The following is a 21,207-nucleotide window of genomic DNA, read 5'->3' as shown; positions in this document are numbered from 1 at the left end:
CCCTTAGACATTAAATCTAAATTCAATAATGTCTCCATCTTGAACAACATAATCTTTTCCTTCAAGACGTAAGCGACCTGCTTCTTTTACTTTTTGCATACTTTCATACTTGTCTAAATCATCAAATGACACAACTTCAGCACGAATGAATCCACGTTCAAAGTCAGAGTGAATTACACCAGCAACTTGTGGTGCTTTCATGCCTTCATGGAAAGTCCACGCACGTGTTTCAGGACCACCAGCTGTAAAGAAAGTTCTCAATCCAAGCAAATGATATGCAGCCTTAATTAAACGGTCAAGACCAGATTCAGTAACACCTTCTGCTTCCAAAAATTCTTGCTTTTCATCATCATCTAAACCAGCAATTTCTTCTTCAGTCGCTGCACTAATAGCAATTGCTCCTGCATTTTCACTTTCCGCATGTTTTTTAACAATTTGGAAGTACTTATCACTTTCAGGATCTGCCATTGAATCTTCTGCAATGTTAGCCACGTAGATAACTGGCTTTGAAGTAAGCAAAAATAGCCCCTTAACAATCTTCTTTTCATCGTCCTTGAAATCAATGCTTCTTACAGCTTTTCCTTCTTCAAGAACTGGCTTAATCTTTTGAAGAACGGCAAGTTCAGCCTTAGCATCTTTATCATTGCCTTTAACTAGTTTTTCAACTTTTCCAATTCGCCGATTAACTGCATCTAAATCTGCAATAGCAAGTTCCAAGTTAATTGTATTAATATCTTCTTCTGGATCAACTTTACCAGTTACAGAAGTAATGTTGTCATCATCAAAAGAGCGAACAACATGAATAATAGCATCAGTTTGGCGAATATTTTCTAAGAATTTATTACCAAGACCTTCTCCTTTAGAAGCCCCCTTAACCAAGCCTGCAATATCAGTAAATTCAAAAGTAGTATGTACAATCTTTTTAGCAGGAATTAATTCATCAATTCTCGCTAAGCGTGGATCTGGAACTTCAACCATTCCCACATTAGGTTCAATTGTAGCAAATGGATAATTGGCCATTTCGGCACCAGCTTTGGTAATTGCATTAAATAAAGTGGACTTACCAACATTTGGTAATCCTACGATTCCGGCAGTTAATGACATTCTTTATTCTCTCTTTCTTAATAAAAATTATTTAGGTAAAGCAATATTTTCTTTAGGAAGGTAATGTTCCAATTTTTTATTAACTGGATCATTAGCTTTGGTCAAAATTTTCTTAATTCTCTTATTAAAATCTGCTCGTGGCATCATCAAAATATGACCGCATCCCATACATTTAATACGAATATCTGCACCTAAACGTAAAACTTCCCAATTATTAACCTGACAGGCATGTGGCTTTTTCAAAAGTACGGTATCAGCTAATTGATATGTTAATTTTGTATCAGTCATCTAAATCAATTCCTAACATTGTCAAAATTCTATTCAAATCATCAGTTGAACTGAAATCAATTGATAAATGGCCTTTTCCTTTTTTACTTTCAGAAATTGAAACTGGGCTACCAAACTTAGTAGACAATCTACTTTCGCTCGCACGAATAAAGGCAGACTTTCTTATCTTATCATTTTTTGAAGTCTTATTAGCCTTTTCATTCATTGCACTAACTAAGGCTTCTAATTTTCTGACAGGAATTCCCTCTTTAACAACCTTTTTAGCTAAATCATCAATCTTATCTTTATCTTTTAAACCCAATAAAGTTCTAGCTTGCCCCATTGATAATTCACCATGTTGCAAAAGTTTCTTAGCTTTTTTAGGCAAAGTCAACAAACGCAAATAATTAGCTATATATGGGCGTGATTTTCCCATTCTTTTAGAAACCTCTTCTTGCGTTAATCCTAAATTCTTTTGAAGCATTTCATATGCTTGAGCTTCTTCTAATGGAGACAAGTCTTCACGTTGAAGATTTTCAAGCACCGCAACTTCCATCATTTGAGCTTCATCAAAGTCTCGAACAATGGCAGGAATCGTTGGCTTTTTAGCTAATTTTGAAGCTCTAAATCTTCTTTCGCCAGCGATAATTTCATATCCATCTAAACTTTTGCGAACGATAATTGGTTGAAAAACACCATTTTCCTTAATTGAATCAGATAACTCTTTTAGGCTTTTATCATCAAAATTCTTTCTTGGCTGATATGGATTGGGACGAATATCTTCTAAATTTAGTTCTTCAACTTCTTCTGTTCCATCCACACTTTGCACTACTTGAGTTGGTGTGTCTTCAAATAAGGCTTCAATTCCTCGCCCAAGGCCACCTTTTTTTCGTGGTTCATTATTTCTTGAGTCTCTTGCCATGAGCTTTTAGCACCTCTCTTGCTAGATCATCATACAACTTTGCGCCACGCGACTTAGGATCATATTCAGTAATCGGTTCACCATAACTTGGAGCTTCAGCCAATTTAGTAATCCGTGGAATAATAGTTTTATAAACTTTTTTACTGAAGTATGATTGTACTTCTTTAACTACTTCTGCTCCTAAATTAGTCCGAGCATCAAGCATTGTTAAAAGTACACCTTCAACATCTAAATCCTTATTAAAGTGTTTTTGAACTAAGCGGATAGTATTAAGAAGTTGGCTTAATCCTTCCATTGCGTAATATTCACTTTGTACTGGAATTAAAATTGAATCACTAGCAGTAAAGGCATTAATTGAAAGCTGGCCAAGTGAAGGTGGACAATCAATAAATGCAAAATCATAATCATTTGCCACCTGATCAAGGGCAGATTTCAAACGAGTTTCTCTGGCCATCATACTAATTAATTCAGTTTCAGCACCAGATAAATTAATTGTTGCTGGAGCAATATCTAAATTTGGAGTACTTGTATGATGAATAGTATCGGTTATTGGAATTTCATCAACTAATACATTATAAATATCTTGATGAATAGTAGACTTTTCTATTCCTAATCCACTTGTTGCATTTCCCTGTGGATCAATATCAATTATTAAGACATGATATCCTCTATTTGCAATACTTGCAGCCAAATTAATCGTTGTAGTTGTTTTACCAACTCCACCTTTTTGGTTTGCAATTGAAATAATATCAACCATCAATTACATACCCTACTTTCTGTGTAATTCAATTGTTATTTTATACCCATCATCTATTTTTTCTTCATGGGATTTTACTTCTATACCAGAATCTTTTGCTAACTTAACAGCTTGCTTAATAGTATTAATCTGAACTTTTAAATCCTTAGCTGTTTTTACAACTCTTTTTTTCTCAGGCTCTTTTTGGGTTGCTTTTTTAACTTCTTCAGCTTTTTTAGCAAAATAGCCATCTACATCTTCACAAATTGCTTCGGTTTCTTTAACACTTAATTTCTTTTGCAATATTTCATGCAAAACATGTGACTGTTCAACTGGTGTTAATCCTAACATTGCCCGACCATGACGAGCTGTAATAGCACCAGATACAAGATATGACTGTACTTCTGGTTCCAGCTTAAGTAAACGTAACTTATTAGCGATGTAAGATTGTGATTTCCCCATATCTTTTGCTAAAGCAGTTTGCGTTAACTCATTTAATTTCATTAAGTCTTCATAAGCTCGAGCTTCATCAATTGGATTAAGATTTTCACGTTGTAAGTTTTCAATTAAAGCTAAGCTAGCAGCTTTTTGATCATCCATATTTTGGACAATTGCTGGGATAGTCGTCCAGTTAAGACTTTTAGCTGCACGAAAGCGCCGTTCACCAGCAATAATCTCATAGTTTTCGCCTTTTTCTCTTACAACAATTGGTTGAAGTAAACCTTCTTGCTCCAAAGTTTGAGCGAGTTGTTCAATTGAGGCTTCAGAAAATTCATGTCTTGGTTGATAGCGATTAGGAATAATTTTACTTAATTCTAAATCTTGAATTTGTTTTTCTTTTGGAATTTCGTTTTTTTTAGAAAAAAAGAATGCCACTGTTCAGTTCCTCCATTAATGAAGTGGCTTGCGGCTTGGTGTACCCGCTTGCCGAGGATATTTTTTCGGAGTTTGTTTCACTTTATTTAATAAAATTAAAGTCCGTTCTTCATCTGATTCAGGCAGGCGCAAATTCTTAGTTGCAGCTACTTGCCCACCCAAAACTGTTATTGCTTTTTGGGCATCAGCTAACTCGGATTCTGCCTTTGGCCCTTTAAGAGCTAAAAATTTACCTCCTTCTTTAACTAAAGGTAAGCAATATTCACTCAAAGTAGCCATATTTGCAACCGCTCTTGCCGTTACTAAGTCAAATTTTTCACGATATTTTACATTTTGACCAATATCTTCTGCACGACCATGAACTAATTCTACTTGTCCCAAATCTAAATCAGCTGTTAAATCGGCTAAAAATTTCAATCGTTTATTAAGTGAATCAACAATTGCCAATTGCATTTCAGGGACTAAAATTTTAATAGGAATAGATGGAAATCCCGCTCCAGCTCCTACATCACAAATACGCGCCTTTTTAAAAAGTTCTGGATATTCTAAAAAAGGGGTTAAACTATCATAAAAATGTTTTAAATAGACTTCCTCTAAGTCTGTAATTCTGGTTAAGTTAACATATTCATTAACTTCAATCAGTTTTTGATAATACTTAGAAAATTGATCAATCTGTTTTTGACTTAAAGCAAAGCCTTTTTCAGCTAATTGCTTAATGAAAAGTTCAGGCTTCATTTACCCTCCATAATTTGTTTCACACTAATCAATTTACTGCTAAATCATACTTTTAGCAAAAAAATATTTTTTGTTACTCATCCAATTATGAATTAAATTTTGCTAATCGTCAAAGCATGAAACAATATCATTTTTAAAAATTTTAATCTATAATAGAGCCTTAAAAGGAGATTTAAAATGATTGTTACTATATTAGTTTTACTTTATTTAGGCTGGCAAACATACAAAGGATTTCAAATTGGTTTTACCCGCAAAATCGTTAATTTAATTTTGTCAGCAGTCTTTTTCTCATTAGCTATTATTTTACAAAATCCATTTGGTAATTTTCTTTACAGCCAATACAGTGGCCAAAATGCAGCAGTAGCTTCAAATCAAATGGAATTAATGGCTGCACGCTTTATTGCCTTTTTCATTATCTTTTACGTAAGTAAACACATAAAGAAAATGTTTAGCAAATGGCTACCTACTAAAAAAAGCGAGAAAAGCTTTAGCTCATTGCTTGATGGTACCTTAGGTGCTTTAGCATCGCTAATTGCAGCTTATTTATTTGTTTATGTTATCCTTTCCATGTGCAATGCCCTCCAAAATCAATGGTTTATTCAACAAACTGTTGATTCCCCATTCCTTCACTTTATTATTTATCAAACTCCAGGTCTATCTAATGGTGTTTTCAACAGTTTATTTAGTATTGGAAAAACAGCTGGATAAAAAAAGAAGTAGCAATGCTACTTCTTTTTATTTACCATCAAAACCTTCATAAGTTACTTCTTCATTTTGATAAACGAAAACCGCACCAATCCGATTATCATTTAACCATCCATCAACTGGTTTTCCAGCAAAAAATAGTCTTTTGCATTCAATTTCTGCATCAACACTATTTTTAGTAAATGTAGTTACACCAGCTAAGTTAGTTTCTACTGGGTAACCTGTTCTAGGATCAATTAAATGATGGTACTTATGGCCATTCACTTCTAAATAACGTTCATAAATCCCACTAGTAACAGCTGAGCATTCAGGAACCATTACACTAGTAATGTTTTTCCCTCTTTTTTCAATTGGATCTTGAACTCCCAAAGACCACTTACCGCTCAAACGTTTAGGACTAGAGCCAACGAATAAGACATTACCACCTAAATTAATAATACCTGCTCGCACGCCAAAACTGCGCCATTGATCTCTAATCCGATCGGCTATCCAACCCTTGGCAATACCTCCTAAATCAAGTTCCATTCCTTTTTCTTCCAAAAAAACAGTTTGTTGTTCATCATCTAATACTACTTTTTTTGGATTAATTAACTTCATTTTTTCATCAATTTCAGATTGGCTTGGAACACGTGCCCCTTTAAAACCAATATGCCATAACTTTACAACGGGACCGATTAAGGCATTAAAGCCAAAATTTTCCAAGCTTTTTTCTACAGCTAGCTTTACTAAGCCATAGGTTGCACTTGATACTTGAACTGGATGTAGCCCGGCAGCATGGTTAATATCCATAACTTCACTTTTATCACGATTTACAGTAAAAAGATCTTCATAATAGTCAATTAATTTAATACTTTGATCTAAAAGCCAAGTTTGATCTGTTCCAAATAACTGTAAAGTTATCGATGTTCCCAATGCATGATGATTTTTAACAACTTGATGAGTTGCAAGATCTTCAATCATGATAAATTACCTCAATTATTCTAAATATAACTTTCTAAGCAAGTCAATTAATTCATCACTAACTGCTAACTGCTTTTTGATATATGAATCAATGCCACCATACTCTTCACACATTGTAATAATAGCATTATCTAAATATTCATCAGCTACTGAACCTAACGAACGTAGATTGGCTCTAAATGCCAAGCTACTTCCTTTTTCTTTTGCTTCTAAGTCACGTCTTGCTCGATAATCATTAAGCATATAATTTGAGAAAAGATAGTCTTGTCTAATAGTTTCTAAATCAACACCTAAAATATATAAAATGAAAAAGGTTGTTAAGCCCGTCCGATCCTTTCCTTCAGAACAATGAAAAATAATTGCACCCTCAGGGGTATTAGCCATTTCTTCTAAAACACGGTGAAAAGCCCGTTGGCTATGAGGACGTGTAATCATCAAGCGATAATTTTCCCTCATATGCTCAAAAGCAGCTGTTGGATTAGCATCAAACTTTTTAAATAAGTCTTCAAAACTAGTACCAGCTTCAGTATTATCTTCTGGTGAAATCGAAATATTAAAATGCTTAGTTCCGGAAATAAGTGTATCTGGATCTTGTTTGCGTTCTTTTTCTGAACGTAAATCTATCACTTTTCTTAATCCATAATTAATTAGATATTGTTGATCATGCCTAGATAAGTTACAAATTCTCCCGGTTCTAAGTAATCTTTGCATTTTTACTTTATGACCGTCTTGGGTTAAATATCCTCCTAAGTCACGAGGATTACGAATGGTTTTTAGTGGTAAAACTTTTGCCTGCACGAATATTCTCCTTCGAAAGTAAAACCGGATAGTTATCTACCCGGTAATTCTACACTTGATTTAGCTTATTATAAAATATTTAGTTTTAACAAAATGTAGCTTACTTAAAAATAATCATTTGATTTGAATTAATTATATCTAGTAATGGCAAATCAAAATCAGCTACTTTGTCAACAATTCCCACACGCTCATCTTCTGGTAAGTCTTTTTTAGTAATCTCTAGTTCTCCTTCATAACGCAAATAGCGTTCATTATCACTAGTAATTGTACCTTTAGGACGCTTTCCAGATTTCAATTCAACTTGTGAAAATAATTGTCTAATTCTTCCTTCTTCTAGTCTAACAACATCTCTTGATAAATCCGCCCGTTGATGCCAAGAATGTTTAACTAATATACTATTTTTTCTAGTTAAATGAAGTAAAATTGCTTTCTTATCTAAGTATTCTGAAAATTGCTCAAAGCTCTCTTCACTTAAATCGCAATCTCCAATATAAACATGATCTAAACCCATATCAAATAAATCTAAGCTAGCAAAAAAGCTACTTACATTACGATGCTCTTCTAAAGTTGGTAAGCTTTCAAAAATTGGAGCTCTCTTAATCCCATCCCCAGGCGCAAATGCCACCACTTTAAAGCCATAATTTTTTAACCATTTATTGCGTTCAATCATCCATCCTTGATCCAGACCAGTATTAGGCCGTGGATAGTAATTGTGCCAAGCTTCTAAATGATCAAAATTCGCTTGATTTTCACGTAGACAAATAACATCTTCTTCACTAATTGTACTAGCATTTAATGCTACTCTTAATTCCTTGGATATTTTAGCGATTTCTTCATTATCAAAACCTGCGTCAATTCTAACGCCAGTTAGTCCCAAGCTTTTTAAACTAGTAATATCTGTTTCTAAACCCAGTTTTTGCATCCCAGTTTTAGAAATATCACCCACTAGCTCTAACCCCAAATCGTGGCACCATTTTTTTAATTCAGTTAATCCCTTCAAGACCTGCTCACTATCTTGCTCAGGTGCCTGTAAAGAAGTAAATATTCCTTTAAAACCAACATTTCGCATTTTTAAAATATAGTTATGAGTTTGAGCAGTTAACGGCTCACCCAAATTTATTGAAAACCCCAGCATTTTTCGCTCCAAATTAGATAATACTTTTTAATAGTTTTAGTCTAGTCCTTTATTGTAATAAAAAAAAGACCTACAAGCTATGAAAATAACTTGTTGTCTCTTTTCATAAAGTATCTTATTTTTGATTTTGGGCAACAAACTTAATAAAATTATCCATCACAGTATCAAGCTGATCAATATAAGTTTGATTTGTTAAATCACCAGTTGCCTTATCAAAATTATCCGCTGCTCTACCAATTAACACTTCATTTCCTGGCAAAACATTTGCACTCATATCAGGAGCTAATAAGATTTCTCTTGCTTCTTCTTGTGCACGAGCTGCTCCCATCATACCATAAGAAGTACCAACAACCATTGCTGGCTTCATATGCATTAAATCAGCCCCAGCATGTGAACCTAGCCACTCCAGTGCACTCTTTAAAGCAGCTGGAATAGCATGATCATATTCCGGCGTTGTCAAAATAATTCCATCAGCTGTTTTTATTTTTTCACGCCATTCAGCAACATTTTTATTTCCTGAACTTTCGCGATTAAAAAGTGGAAGAGTATTAATTTCAGCAACTTCAATTTCTGCCTTGTCTCCATATCTTTTTGCAATATATTTAGCTAAAAAGCGGTTAAATGAAAAGTCAGCATTTGTCCCTACTACAGCTAGTAATTTCATCAAAATTGCCTCCTATTTCGTAATTTGTTCATACCATTCTTCAACTTCGCCAAAGAAATGATCTAGAAATTCAAGTGTTCGTTCATCTTTAATTGAACCATCTTCATCAAAAGCCTGTGAAGCAAGGCCAAGCATAAATTCATCCCCATTAAATACAGGGCATGAAAAACCTGGCGCAGCTAAAATATTCTTCAACCGAGTCTGTGAACGACCAGAACCTTGAGCAAGTGGAGATGTTCCCACAATAAATACAGGCTTTCCTTTAAATGGATGAAGATTTGATGATAACCATTCAAGTGCACTCTTTAAAGCACTCGTAACAGAGTGTTGTTGTTCTGGCGAACCAATTAAAACCAAATCAGCGGTTTCAATTTTTTCCGCTAGGTCACTAACAACTTGAGGTGTATCTTGGCCTTCTTTATATAAAGGCAAACCTTTAATTTCAGCAAGTTCAATATCATGCTTAGTAAATCGTTTCTTTATGACGAGTAACAACTTACGATTATATGAATTTTCTGCATTACTACCAACAATAGCAAGGATTTTCATAAAAAAACCACCTTTCCAGAAATCTATATTATTATTATAGTGTTAATTCGATAATATAAACAATAAAAATAAGGGAACGTTAATATTAACGTTCCCTATTAATCTCTATCATTAGTTGAAAACATACGATTATTTTCAACTTCAGATAAGTTTTCGTTATTAATAGCATCCAAAATTTGTGCTTTTAAGACGTTAATAATCTGTTCTTCACTGAATGTAGCAACTTGGTTAATAATTAATGCCGCAATTCCAGTTGCAGAAATCCAGTTAGCCATTACCACTTGTTTAATTTTCTTTTCGCTTAAATCATATTCACTATATTCTTCATTAAACTTTTCGATTCCTAAATTTAACAAAGTATCAGCAATAATGGCACTACCTAGCTTTCCATCAACAAACATAGCTCTAAACAAATCAATATGTTCTTTCGCAAAGTTAATATATGAAAGATCTAAATCAATTAAAGCTCCACCAGTATAACTCTTTTGCAAAATCTTAGTCTTTAAGTTTACAGAGATGATTTCTAAAATCTGAGTTCGTAAATCCTCCATATTTTTAAATTCAAGATAAATGGGCTGGGTTGAAAAGTCACCGGCTTGAGCAATGTTTCTTGCAGTTAAGCTCTCTATTCCTTCACTTAATGCCAGATTATACGCCACATCTAAAATTTGTTGGCGGCGAATTTCTTTTTTTCTAGCCATAGAATAACCCCAATTAAATAACGTTTATGTAGAAAAAACTACATTACATTAAAAATTATATTGCTATTTAGTTATTTTCGCTAGTAAATTGGTCATATCCATTAGAAATCATTTCAACAATCTCCTCTTTAGATAAGCCTTCACTGATTGCGTATGATAAAAAAGAAGCCGACAAAATGTAGCCACGTTCTCCTTCATCAGTTAAGTTATCAGAGAAGTCTATGTTAATACTACTATTTGCATAATCTGTAGTTAAAGTTATTCTTTTATCTTCCATTTTGAAGTCCTCTCTTTTCATAAATACTAATTAAAACTTATAATAGATTATAATATAACATTCAATGAAAGTGTGACTAATATGATTACAAAACATGGACGTTCAGCTTGTACTTCCATTTTGATTGGAAAAAAAGCTTCAATTAGTGGTAGTGTTATTATCGGTCGTAACGAAGATTGCAAAACTGCTTGGCCAAAACATTTAAAATTTAATCCAGCAACAATTTGCGCTCATAATCATTTTTCTTCAAATGATAATAAGTTTGAAATGGATTTACCAGATAGAAGTTATGCATACTCAAGTACACCTGAATGGACCGACAAATACGGTGTATTTGAAGAAGATGGTATTAATGAATACCATGTAGCAATGAGTGCTACTGAATCTGCTTATGCAAACGGACGTGTACTAGCTGTAGATCCTTTTGACACAGAAAAAGGAATTTTAGAAGAAGCCATGGTTACTTGCGTTTTGCCTTATGTCAAAACAGCCCGCGAAGGTGTTGAAAGACTAGGTAAAATCGTTACTGAACATGGAGCCGCAGAAGCTGATGGTATTTTATTTGCAGACCCGGACGAAGCCTGGTACTTAGAAATTGGTTCAGGTCATCATTATGTAGCGCAACGTATTCCTGATGATTCTTACGCTGTAGTATCTAATCAACTTGCCATTCAAGAAGTGGATTTCACTGATCATTTAAACTTTATTTTCTCACCTGATTTACCAAACTTTGTTTATCAAAATAAACTTTGGCCTAAAGATAAACCATTTAACTTTAGAGAAATTTTTGGAACACAAGATGATTCAGACTTACATTACAATACTCCACGTGTATGGGCTGGACAAAAGTTATTGACTCCTTCGAAAAAGAAAGAACCACAAGACTTTTATTTGCCATTTTTAGAAAAACCTGATCGTCCAATTACTATTCAAGATGCTCAACGGGTACTAAAAGATCACTATCAAAACACACCATTTGATTTAACGAATAAGAAAAATAGCTCAAATGCTACTTTTAGACCTATCAGTGTAGCCACTACTCAAGAAAGTCACCTTCTTGAACTCAATGGTGAAAGCATGACACAATGGCTCTGCATGGGGATTACTTCTCAAGGAGTTTATGTACCTTTCTATCCACAAGGCACTAAAACTCCTGCTATGTGGGATAAAGGAACTGAAACATATTCAAGTGATTCTGCATATTGGGTATTTAAACTAGCTAGCGTATTAGCAGACCGCGATTGGGGTAAATATGGTAAAGATTTATCAACAACCCAAGACAATACCAGTAAAGAATTGATGCAAATTCGTCATGAATATGATCAAAAGTTACTTACCATTAGTGACCGTGAAAAAGAAATTGAATTAGTCGACGAAGCAAATGAAAAGATGGCAAATTTAGCAATTAAAAATTATCAAACTTTAATTGCTCAATTAGTTACTAAGCAAACAGCAAGCTCACCTCTTAGTTTTACTATGGATCCCAATTTATAATAGTTCAAATCAAAACAGGTCCGGAAAACCGGACCTGTTTTATTTTCTTTTGGTTAACTTTCCATCTAACATATCATAAGTATGATCACTATAAGCTTCCAAACGTTGATCATGTGTAACTAAAATGACTGCTTTTCCTTGCTCTTTAGCTAACTTCTGGAATAAAGCTCCTACTTCTTTAACTCTGTCACTATCAAGCGAAGCTGTCGGTTCATCAGCCAAAACCACTTGTGGATTGGCATATAAAGCTCTAGCAATCGCCACCCTTTGCATTTGCCCACCTGAGAGTTCATTAGGGTATTTGTTAAGTAGCTGATCAATTCCTAACAATTTAACTAAATCTGTTAGCTCATCAGATGATAAGTTTCCTGCTTTTTTTACTCGATCAACTAATTCAAATTGTTCTTTAACCTTTAAAAAAGGTACCAAGTTATAAGCTTGCAAAACAAAACCAATTTTATTTAACCGTAAATTATCTCTTTGCTTATCACTGAACTTAGTAATATTTTCTCCATTAAATAAAATTGTCCCACTACTTGCTTTTTGCAAACTTCCCATAATAGTTAAAAGAGTAGACTTACCTGCACCACTTGGCCCTTCTAATAGTACTACTTCGCCTTTTTCTGCTTCAAAATCAACCCCTTTTAAAGCAATTGTTTGCGCATTACCTGACCCATAAATTTTCTTGATATTTTTTAATTCAATTGTACTCATCATTTAACCCCCAATTGCCATTGTTGGATCAACTTTTAAAATGCTCCGTACTGGAATTAAACTACCAATAATCCCCATAATTAGCATCCCTAGTAAACCTGCGATAGCAATTGATGGCGAAAACTTCATTGGCACTGCTGCTGGTAAAGCAAATACAGTTAACTCCATCAAAATTAGCGCAAGCAAACTAGCGAATAAAACCAAGATGAATGATTGACTAACAGTAAAACCTATCAAAGTCTTGCTTGGAATACCTTGTGCTCTCATCACTGCAAAATTAGGTAATTTTTGCATGGTTAAGATATACAAAAATACTGCAACAATAATTAAAGAAATTATAAATAAAAAGCCAATCATTAGACCGAAAGTCAAATTTTGAGCACTATAACCAGGCAACTTATTTAGAAAAGTTTTCAATTCATATACTTTAAGGTTTTTACTATTAACTTTAAAATTGCTACTTTTAGAAATTATCCCACTAGCAACAACTTCATTATTTACACTACGTAATTTGCGCCAAGTTGCTAGATTTCCATAAATAATTGGAGCAATATTAATCATTGCATCTTTAGCAAAGCCTACAATTTTGTATTGGTCAGTTGAACCATTAAGTGTTAACTTATCTCCTAACTTATAGCCCTTATTTTTTAGTGTTTGACTAACTACAACTTCATTACTATTTTTAGCTTTTCGACCAGCTGTAATTGCTAAATTCTTATAGATATATTGATTAGCTTTTATCCCAATAAATTGAGCTGATACTGTAGATTTCTTTTTATTTTTTATGACTAATGGAGTCTGTCCGACAAGCGCTTCATTAGTTGACAATTTTTTAGGTACATCCTGCTTGGTTATCAATGATTGACTTAAACTAACATTACTATTTTGATTTAAAATAACTTTTTTAGTTTGCCAAGCATAAATAGCTTGTGTATTTTCTGAAGCTAGTCCAAAAGCCAAACCACTTAAAATAAATATCAAATAGCTGATTAAAAAAATCATAAAAACTATCAGACCATATCTGAGTTTTTCTTTTTTTATTTCTTTAAAAGCTAAATACATACTTAACCTTCCTCATTTAACAACTTTAAACTGTGTTTAAAACGTTCAAGATAAATATTCTTATGATCAGGATCAAATAAAACGAGCTTAATAGTTTCATGACTCAACACCATTGCTGACCAAGTTTTAACATCAAGATCTTTTAATCTGACTGCTTTTTGTTTAAAATCATGAGTCAGCATTGCTTCATTTTTACTTAAATGAAGTTTTATCAAAGCTAAATATGGACTTTTTTCTGACTTTCCCACAAAATCAGCAGTTGTTTTATACAAAAGTTCCACATCAAACGCTTTACTTGGTTTTAAGCCAGCATGAATATCTTTCATCGCTAATTGGTAAACATATTCATATGCATCAGTTAAATCATCAAAATACTTGTAAAAAGCCCCCCGTGCTATTCCACTACTTTTAACAATTCTAGCCACCTGGGCATCAGCCAATGAATAAGAACTAAATTCAGTTATCAGCGCATCAGTCACTCGCTTCTTTTTTTCTTGATTCAAATTTTGAAAAGTCGACTTTACCATATCTTTATCTTTTACTCTCTCTATCAAGTGACATAATGTCACTTGCAAATAATATTTTAACCTATTGTGACACCATGTCAATATTTTAACATAAAAAAAGAGCATCTCGCTCTTTCTACTAATATAAAATTTGGTTATAGCGAATAACTTTAGCTAACTTTTCAGTCATCTCGAATTCACTAATTGCACAATTATCAACTTGCTCAAAAACTTCTAAATTTCCATTAGAAAAATAGTGGGCTACTAAGGTTTTAATTAACGTTCCATGGCATACAACTAAAATATTTTTATCTGGATATTTAGAAATCAATTCATCAATAAATTCACTTCCACGTCTTGCGACATCCTCAAAACTTTCACCACTTGGAGCATATCTTAAATATCCATTAGTTACATATCTTGCTTGATTGAAGCCCTTAGGATATTTTTTAATTAAGTCGTCAACTTTTAATGTATCCCATTCGCCAAAATCCATTTCTTTAATTCGCTCATCAAAATTAATTTCCTTTTTCCCCTTAACAAAGATTTCTGCTGTTTTTTTGGCTCTTTGCAAAGGACTTGAGAAGACTAAATCATATTTTTCTGGATTAAAATGACTAGCTGCAACTGTCGCTTGCTTAATTCCCGTTTCGTTTAATGGCTGGTCAATTTCTCCACCTTGAATACGATTATCCTTATTTAAGTCTGTTTGTCCATGTCTAATAAATGTTAATTTCATATTATTTCCTTTCTAGTTGTTACTATTCGAACTAAAAGCGCTAAAATAAAGTTATAAGAGAAGGAGGGACTATAATGTCAATTTTCACAATCCAACGCGATGGCTTAAATTTAGTCTGTGAACGGGAAGATCCCTTTGGTGAAAAATACGATTTAGCCATTATTATGCACGGTTTTACAGCCAATCGAAATACGGCATTAATTAAAGAAATCGCAAACAAATTGCGCGATGAAAATGTTGCCAGTATTAGATTCGATTTTAATGGGCATGGTGATAGTGATGGTGCTTTCGAAAATATGACAGTCTGGAACGAAATTGAAGATGCCAACGCAATATTATCTTATGTAAAATCTGACCCTCATGTTAACCATATTTACTTAGTTGGTCTCTCTCAAGGGGGAGTAGTTGCATCTATGCTTGCTGGCCTTTATCCTGATTTAATAAAAAAGGTGGTTTTACTAGCTCCAGCAGCCTGTTTAAAAGATGATGCCCTAAAAGGCAATACTCAAGGAGTATCTTATAATCCAAAAAAGATTCCAGATTCTGTTCCTTTTAGAAACAAAAACTTAGGTGGTTTCTACTTACGTGTTGCTCAAAATCTTCCAATTTATGAAATAGCTCAAAATTATTGTGGTCCAGTTAGTTTAATTCATGGTACCAATGACCAAGTAGTCCCTGCTAAATATGTTGAAAAATACCAAGCTATTTACCAAAATAGCGAATTGCATTTTATAAATGGTGCCGATCATCGCTTTAGTGACACATATCAAAACATTGCCAGTGATTTAACGGCGGACTTTTTAAAACCTGATTTTAGTGTCTTTTAAAATCATACTGCGTTTTAAAAATATATTTATCAGCGCTTGAAGTTAATTCATCAAATTTATATCCAAAATCACTAAACGCTTGAAGTTCTTCAGGCGTTTTTATTTGGTTTTCACCAATCCATCGCACCATTTCTCCTCGACTCATTTTTGCATGTGTCCCAATCATTTTCCATTGATCTTTTCTTTTTTCTAAAAAATCAACTGTTATAAATTTTTCTCCTTCATGTAAATATGGTATTACTGCTCTAGCGTATTCTTTAGAAGCTAAATTAACAACTGTATCATCATCTTCGAATAATTTATCATGAATTAAACTATCCCAAAAATGATACAAGCTATAATCCTTAAAACCTATCAGCTTATTTTTTAATTCTAACCGATATGGGCTAACTGCATCAAAAGGACGTAAGACACCATATAAACCAGAAAGAATTCGTAAATTTTTTTATATATAAATTAAGGCAGGTTCAGTAAACAAGTCTGGAGCCATGTATTGATACTGAATTCCTCCATATGAAACAATTGCTGGAGTTCTTGCATTCTCTAAATCCATGGTTTTTAACTGAGATATTCCCTCTTGCACTATCTTGTCGCTTGCTTCCCAGATTTGCTTTAATCTATCTGCTTCTTGCCTCTTTAAAAAATCAGCTAAAATTTTAGCCTGTTCAAGAAAATCCGGCTTAGTCTTTGCTAAAAAACTTTCTTGATTAACTACCATCTTTTTAGCTGGTGAAATAATAGTTTTCATATGACTATCTTTCCTTTTTTAATATGTGGAGAATGCTAAAATTTCTCCTTACTGCAATTATACGGTAAAATATAAATGAATACCTAAGGGAGGGCTTAAAAAGTGAATCCAGATTATGGAATTATTTTAAATTTCAAAGTAAATGCCAATGCTAATGCACAAAAAATAGTCCGTTTAGCAAGAAATATCGGCGCTCGTGCTATTAGTGTTGAGGGAGCTAATGATTTAGCTCCATATAAGGAAGCTTGCAAAGACTATACTATTGAATTGGTTAATGCACATGGCATTGACTTAACTAGTGCTAATGCAATTGATGAGTTAATCAATTTTAAACGTAATGAACAACATGCAGTTTTTAATGTAGAATTGGACGAAATAGGTGATTTACTTGATGAACAAAAAGCAGCACTAACTTTACTTAATGATTGGATGCACTGGTTTGGTCACGCCTATAATGAAAGTGGTAAAAGCACTTTAAAAACAGCAGACTCTAATTCTTTTATTTGCGAAAATCGTCATGCAAAATATCAAGTATATGTTTTTATTAAGTCTCCATTACCTAAAACTATTAAAGTTGAAGGATTCGATCATAAGCCAATGCGAGCTGAATGGATTGATGAAAGAGTTGAACTACCCTTTAGTTTTCAAAATAAGGAAGTAACAGTAGAATTATCACCTTATCCGGATGGTATTGACTACAAGTGGCGTGTTTTAAGAATTATGAAGCACCGTCCTGAAGATGATATTAAAGAAACACAATTTTAAACATAAAAAAGAGAGGCGCATCTAGCGCCTCTCTTTTATTCTTCTATAAATAAATTTTTAACTGCTTGATTAACCTTAACTTTTTCAGCTTCAACTAATTCAACACGAGTTTCAATAACCTTAGTATCCATCTTAATTTCACGAGTTAACATTGGTTGATCAAGTTTAGGTTCAAAGAATGCCTTAAATTCCTCAAGGCGCTTAGCTGTCTTAAAGTTTCTCGCAATTACTGTAATGAACGTAGTGAATTCCATGTCACCACCAACAGTCTTATCCAGCCATGCCCATTCATTTCTAATCCAATCCCAGGCAAGTTGTTCACCTAGCTTATTATTTAAGACACTTGCAAACCAACCACGTAAATCTTGTGGCTTAACAATATCAGCATTCTTAAAGTAAGAAACCACTTTTTCAAGTTCACTTTCACTCTTAGATGAAGTAATTGCAGCAGTTAAATCACTCTTAAAGCTTGCATCACTAGTAGTTTGGTAAAGATTAATTAACTTATCAGTTAATGCACTTGAGCCACAATTCTTTACTTCGTTAATTAAAACATATGGACGAACATCCGCATTTAAACTTTCTAAGTCATCTTCATGATCTTGGTAAAGCTTGTGTGCTGCACGAACTGAATCAATATTTCCTCCATAAAGACTTGCGCTTAAAACGTATGGACGAGTTAACTTATCTTCATCACTTTCATCAGGTTTTACATCCCAACCCAATCTCTTAACTTGTTCTTCACTTAAGCGGTTGTAGAACTGCTTCAAGTAGTTTTCAGCATCTGAATCTGGAGTTACAAACTGACGTAACTTTCTAGCTGTAGTGTAAATTGCATTATTTACAAGGTTTGACTTAGAATCTTTAAGTTTATCAAGTAAAGGAACAACTTCAGCATATGAACTTTCGCGACCTTCACTAAGTAAGCGTAAATCTTGAAGAAGTTGTAACTTACTAATTGAATCTAAATCTTCTACTTCTGCTAGAATATCATTCATTAAAGTTTCATCGTACTTAACAACACAGTGAGTAGTATTGCCAACATTAATTCTTAATGCATGACCCGCTTTTTCACGTAAAGTCTTGTAATCACCCAAGTCTAATTCTTTTTCAGTCATAATAGCTGGTGCTTCAAAGTTGGCATTTAATGGAATTTGCCAAGTTCTGCCCTTATCTTCACCTTCACCAACAAAGAATTGCTTTTGCGCTAACTTCAAGTGGCCATCTTCAACAAAAGCATTCACTACAGGATAACCTGGTTGATTGAGCCATGAGTGCATAATTTCTGCAATATTCAAATCAGTTGCAGTTGACAAGGCATTCCATAAGTCATCCCCAGTAGTATTACCAAATTTGTGATGGTCAAAGTAGTACTTAAGTCCTTTTTGTAAAGCCTTATCGCCTAAAAGTGCTCGTACCATTACTAGCATTCTAGAACCTTTAGCATAAACAATGGCACCATCGAATAAAGTATCAATCTCTGCTGGATCTTTAACTTCAACATAAACCGATTGAACACCATCAGTTGCATCTCTTGTCAAAGCTGCTGGAGCTTCAGAAGATTGGAACATTTCCCCAACATTCCAGTTAGGTTCCAAGTGATCAAGTGATAAGTATTCCATCATATTAGCAAAACTTTCGTTAAGCCATAAATTATCCCACCACTTCATGGTTACTAGGTCACCAAACCATTGGTGAGCAAGTTCGTGCGTAATAACAGTTGCCACTAGCTTCTTCATATCAAGTGGAGTGTTGTCTGGATCTAGCAACAAGTAAGCTTCACGGTAAGTTACCAAGCCCCAGTTTTCCATTGCACCAGCACTAAAATCTGGTAGCGCTAATTGCCATGAATGTGGTAATGGATACGGTGTTTGGTAGAAATCTTCATAAAATTCAATTGCACGCTTAGCAATATCCAAGGCAAAGTGTAATTCTTTGGCCTTGTGTGCCTTAGTTGCAAACACACCAACTTTAACGCCACTCTTAGTTTCTGTCATCTTAGATTGCAAATCACCAAAGGCAAAGGCCACTAGATAAGTTGACATCTTTACAGTCTTTTCAAAATAGTGAACGCCATCTTCACATTTAATTTCTGGCATGTTAGCAAGAGCGGTTTCACCTTCATGCTCGTCAAATTTAAGAGCTAAACTAAAAGTAGCTTTTGCTTCTGGTTCATCAATACATGGAAAGGCTTGTCTAGCAAAAGTCGTTTCAAATTGAGTACCAATAATTTCTTCTTTTTTGCCATTTAGTTGGTAATACGATGGATAAATACCCATCATTGTATCAGTAAGCGGTGCACTATAGTCAATGCTGATAGTAGTATTGCCGGCTTTAGCTAATGTAATTTTAATTGCTTCAGCTTTTTCATCTACTTCAAAAGGTACTGCTTCGCCATCTTGAGTTACCTTACTAATGCTCATAAACTTTTGATGAACAGATATTTCTTTAGATAATGCTTCACCAGCAATAGTTGAAGTACCATTTATTTTTTTATCGGCCCGATTTACATTAATGAATAAATCATAATGATTAGGGTGAAATGTATCATAAAAACGATTGATTTTTCCCATTATTTTTTCTCCTTAACTTAATAAAAAGCTGTTAATTAGATAATACCAAAAAAGTGCAACATTTTAGCAATAGAATGCTTTTTTTGGTAAAATATATTCAAATTTAAATAGGTGGCGAAAAAATTTTGACTGGAAAACATTCAAAAAATACTGCAGATAATTGGTTTAAAAAAAATAAGATACTCGTTTCTCTTTTTTCTGCAATTGTTATCCTTTCTTTGTTTGGTGGTTTTATCTATCACAATCATATCGAAGAGCAGCGACAAGCTACACTAAAGTACACAAGCAAACATTTTAATAAAAATGTAAAAATATTTGGCGTTAAAGTTGGTGGATTAACAATCAATCAGGCTGTTACTAAAATTAACAAAAACGCTAAAACAGCTGCAACAATGACTGATGGTAAAATTACCAGCATGAAATTAGATGGTATTCAAGTAACAGATAAAAAAACTGTTACTAAATATTTCAATAAACAGCATACTTCTCTTCCATCAGATAAGAAATGGAATTTTGCTGATAACACCTTAAAAGAAGCAAAAAAGAAATTATCCGAATTTTACAATGCCAAAACAACTTATAAAGTTGGGGGAAAAGATTTCTCACTTGAAGCAAAGAACTTATTTAAGACAGTTGAATACTATGGTGGCCAATTCCACTTTACTGATACTTCTGCTTTATCTGCCAAATTGTCCCAAATCAACTCAGAAGTCTCAACTTTAGATAAATCATATTCATTTACAACTCCTAATGGAAAGACAATTACTGTAACTAATAAATCTTACGGATGGGGCATTAATACTAAAACAGCTATTCCTGCAATTGAAAAAGCTCTAAGCAACGGAGATACCACCATAGATGGTTCTAATTACATTTATGGTAAAGGCTATAGTACTTATGGTACTGGATACACAACAACTAATAATGGCTTAGGTAAAAATTATGTAGTAGTTTCTATCAAAGAACAAAAATTATGGATTATTAAAAATGGTGTAGTGGCTGTGACTTTGAATGATGTAGTAACTGGAACTGCTCAAACTAGTTCCGGATCTTCTGATGCTACTCCAACTGGTGTTTGGTACATTGAATACAAACAATCACCAAGTACTTTAACAGGTACTAATGATGATGGCTCAAGTTATTCATCTAAAGTAAGTTACTGGATGCCATTTACTTTAAGTGGTTGTGGACTACACGATGCTAGCTGGCGAACTGATTGGTCAAAGACTGCCTATCTAAAAGGTGGCTCCCATGGTTGTGTAAATATTCGACCTAGTGAAATAAAAAAGGTTTGGGATGCTGTTGAAATGCATGAAGCAGTAATCGTTTATGACAATTAAGTAAACAATT

The 21,207-nt window shown here is 33.7% G+C and carries 23 protein-coding genes and 1 pseudogene; 5 read left to right on the top strand and 19 right to left on the bottom strand.

What is annotated here, in order from left to right; translation table 11 throughout:
- Positions 1–3 precede the first annotated feature (3 nt).
- Genes ychF through rsmG form a run of 6 tightly spaced genes read right to left on the bottom strand, consistent with a single transcriptional unit; the run spans position 4 to position 4,640 of the window.
- Complete coding sequence (ychF, locus tag ETI37_RS02500) at positions 4–1,104, bottom strand: redox-regulated ATPase YchF (protein WP_006586231.1); 1,101 nt, start codon at positions 1,102–1,104, stop codon at positions 4–6.
- 27 nt (positions 1,105–1,131) lie between these two features.
- Entirely contained in the window at positions 1,132–1,392 is a 261-nt protein-coding gene (locus ETI37_RS02495) for a DUF951 domain-containing protein (RefSeq protein ID WP_006586230.1), read from the bottom strand.
- Complete coding sequence (locus tag ETI37_RS02490; RefSeq protein WP_006586229.1) at positions 1,385–2,293, bottom strand: ParB/RepB/Spo0J family partition protein; 909 nt, start codon at positions 2,291–2,293, stop codon at positions 1,385–1,387. The genes ETI37_RS02495 and ETI37_RS02490 overlap by 8 nt, the downstream gene beginning before the upstream one ends.
- Positions 2,271–3,050 carry a ParA family protein gene (locus tag ETI37_RS02485; RefSeq protein ID WP_006586228.1) on the bottom strand — a complete coding sequence of 260 codons (780 nt, stop codon included), beginning with the start codon at positions 3,048–3,050 and terminating at the stop codon, positions 2,271–2,273. The genes ETI37_RS02490 and ETI37_RS02485 overlap by 23 nt, the downstream gene beginning before the upstream one ends.
- 12 nt (positions 3,051–3,062) lie before the next feature.
- Complete coding sequence (gene noc / locus ETI37_RS02480; protein WP_006586227.1) at positions 3,063–3,905, bottom strand: nucleoid occlusion protein; 843 nt, start codon at positions 3,903–3,905, stop codon at positions 3,063–3,065.
- Positions 3,906–3,920: 15 nt separating this feature from the next.
- Positions 3,921–4,640, bottom strand: coding sequence for a 16S rRNA (guanine(527)-N(7))-methyltransferase RsmG (gene rsmG / locus ETI37_RS02475; protein ID WP_006586226.1), 720 nt, complete (start codon positions 4,638–4,640; stop codon positions 3,921–3,923).
- Positions 4,641–4,817: 177 nt separating this feature from the next.
- Between rsmG and ETI37_RS02470 the strand changes: the two genes are divergently transcribed.
- A complete protein-coding gene (locus tag ETI37_RS02470; protein ID WP_006586225.1) occupies positions 4,818–5,348 on the top strand; it encodes a CvpA family protein in 531 nt (176 codons plus the stop codon).
- A 27-nt stretch (positions 5,349–5,375) separates the two neighbouring features.
- On the opposite strand, the gene ETI37_RS02465 is transcribed toward ETI37_RS02470, so the two are convergent.
- The 7 genes from ETI37_RS02465 to ETI37_RS02435 form a co-directional block, all read right to left on the bottom strand.
- Complete coding sequence (locus ETI37_RS02465; protein ID WP_006586224.1) at positions 5,376–6,305, bottom strand: FAD:protein FMN transferase; 930 nt, start codon at positions 6,303–6,305, stop codon at positions 5,376–5,378.
- A gap of 15 nt (positions 6,306–6,320) precedes the next feature.
- Positions 6,321–7,103, bottom strand: a complete 783-nt coding sequence (locus ETI37_RS02460) for a tyrosine-protein phosphatase (protein ID WP_006586223.1) — start codon at positions 7,101–7,103, stop codon at positions 6,321–6,323.
- Between the two features lie 100 nt (positions 7,104–7,203).
- The gene (locus ETI37_RS02455) at positions 7,204–8,238 is read right to left on the bottom strand and encodes a MupG family TIM beta-alpha barrel fold protein (protein ID WP_006586222.1); all 1,035 of its coding nucleotides are present in this window, start codon (positions 8,236–8,238) and stop codon (positions 7,204–7,206) included.
- Positions 8,239–8,353: 115 nt separating this feature from the next.
- Positions 8,354–8,902: an NADPH-dependent FMN reductase gene (locus tag ETI37_RS02450; protein ID WP_006586221.1), complete on the bottom strand. Its 549-nt coding sequence runs from the start codon at positions 8,900–8,902 to the stop codon at positions 8,354–8,356.
- Between the two features lie 12 nt (positions 8,903–8,914).
- On the bottom strand, positions 8,915–9,451 hold the full coding sequence (locus ETI37_RS02445) for an NADPH-dependent FMN reductase (RefSeq protein WP_006586220.1): 537 nt from the start codon (positions 9,449–9,451) through the stop codon (positions 8,915–8,917).
- Positions 9,452–9,549: 98 nt separating this feature from the next.
- Positions 9,550–10,152 (bottom strand): TetR/AcrR family transcriptional regulator, encoded by a 603-nt coding sequence (locus tag ETI37_RS02440; RefSeq protein ID WP_006587581.1) that lies wholly within the window; start codon positions 10,150–10,152, stop codon positions 9,550–9,552.
- A 67-nt stretch (positions 10,153–10,219) separates the two neighbouring features.
- Positions 10,220–10,450 carry a hypothetical protein gene (locus tag ETI37_RS02435; RefSeq protein WP_006586218.1) on the bottom strand — a complete coding sequence of 77 codons (231 nt, stop codon included), beginning with the start codon at positions 10,448–10,450 and terminating at the stop codon, positions 10,220–10,222.
- Positions 10,451–10,510: 60 nt separating this feature from the next.
- Here ETI37_RS02435 and ETI37_RS02430 point away from each other — a divergent pair, with 60 nt between their 5' ends.
- Complete coding sequence (locus ETI37_RS02430) at positions 10,511–11,923, top strand: C69 family dipeptidase (RefSeq protein ID WP_006586217.1); 1,413 nt, start codon at positions 10,511–10,513, stop codon at positions 11,921–11,923.
- Positions 11,924–11,962: 39 nt separating this feature from the next.
- On the opposite strand, the gene ETI37_RS02425 is transcribed toward ETI37_RS02430, so the two are convergent.
- From ETI37_RS02425 to ETI37_RS02410, 4 genes are all read right to left on the bottom strand, one after another.
- Positions 11,963–12,637: an ABC transporter ATP-binding protein gene (locus ETI37_RS02425; protein WP_022091386.1), complete on the bottom strand. Its 675-nt coding sequence runs from the start codon at positions 12,635–12,637 to the stop codon at positions 11,963–11,965.
- Between the two features lie 3 nt (positions 12,638–12,640).
- Complete coding sequence (locus ETI37_RS02420) at positions 12,641–13,699, bottom strand: ABC transporter permease (protein WP_006586215.1); 1,059 nt, start codon at positions 13,697–13,699, stop codon at positions 12,641–12,643.
- Between the two features lie 2 nt (positions 13,700–13,701).
- Complete coding sequence (locus ETI37_RS02415; protein ID WP_006587580.1) at positions 13,702–14,226, bottom strand: TetR/AcrR family transcriptional regulator; 525 nt, start codon at positions 14,224–14,226, stop codon at positions 13,702–13,704.
- Between the two features lie 118 nt (positions 14,227–14,344).
- The gene (locus tag ETI37_RS02410) at positions 14,345–14,944 is read right to left on the bottom strand and encodes a histidine phosphatase family protein (protein ID WP_006586213.1); all 600 of its coding nucleotides are present in this window, start codon (positions 14,942–14,944) and stop codon (positions 14,345–14,347) included.
- 74 nt (positions 14,945–15,018) lie between these two features.
- Between ETI37_RS02410 and ETI37_RS02405 the strand changes: the two genes are divergently transcribed.
- Entirely contained in the window at positions 15,019–15,771 is a 753-nt protein-coding gene (locus tag ETI37_RS02405) for an alpha/beta hydrolase (RefSeq protein WP_006586212.1), read from the top strand.
- On the opposite strand, the pseudogene yaaA reads toward ETI37_RS02405, so the two are convergent.
- Positions 15,758–16,519: pseudogene (gene yaaA, locus ETI37_RS02400) on the bottom strand (peroxide stress protein YaaA). The gene ETI37_RS02405 and the pseudogene yaaA overlap by 14 nt on opposite strands.
- A 102-nt stretch (positions 16,520–16,621) precedes the next feature.
- On the opposite strand from yaaA, the gene ETI37_RS02395 reads away from it, so the two are divergent.
- Positions 16,622–17,284 carry a hypothetical protein gene (locus ETI37_RS02395; protein WP_006586209.1) on the top strand — a complete coding sequence of 221 codons (663 nt, stop codon included), beginning with the start codon at positions 16,622–16,624 and terminating at the stop codon, positions 17,282–17,284.
- Between the two features lie 35 nt (positions 17,285–17,319).
- Here the strand turns inward: ETI37_RS02395 and ETI37_RS02390 are convergent, their stop codons facing one another.
- On the bottom strand, positions 17,320–19,857 hold the full coding sequence (locus ETI37_RS02390; RefSeq protein WP_143458384.1) for a M1 family metallopeptidase: 2,538 nt from the start codon (positions 19,855–19,857) through the stop codon (positions 17,320–17,322).
- 125 nt (positions 19,858–19,982) lie between these two features.
- Between ETI37_RS02390 and ETI37_RS02385 the strand changes: the two genes are divergently transcribed.
- Positions 19,983–21,197 (top strand): L,D-transpeptidase family protein, encoded by a 1,215-nt coding sequence (locus tag ETI37_RS02385; RefSeq protein WP_006586207.1) that lies wholly within the window; start codon positions 19,983–19,985, stop codon positions 21,195–21,197.
- Positions 21,198–21,207: the final 10 nt, after the last annotated feature.

This window comes from Lactobacillus mulieris (genome assembly GCF_007095465.1).
Classification (GTDB): domain Bacteria; phylum Bacillota; class Bacilli; order Lactobacillales; family Lactobacillaceae; genus Lactobacillus; species Lactobacillus mulieris.
This window is presented reverse-complemented; position numbering and strand designations above follow the sequence as displayed.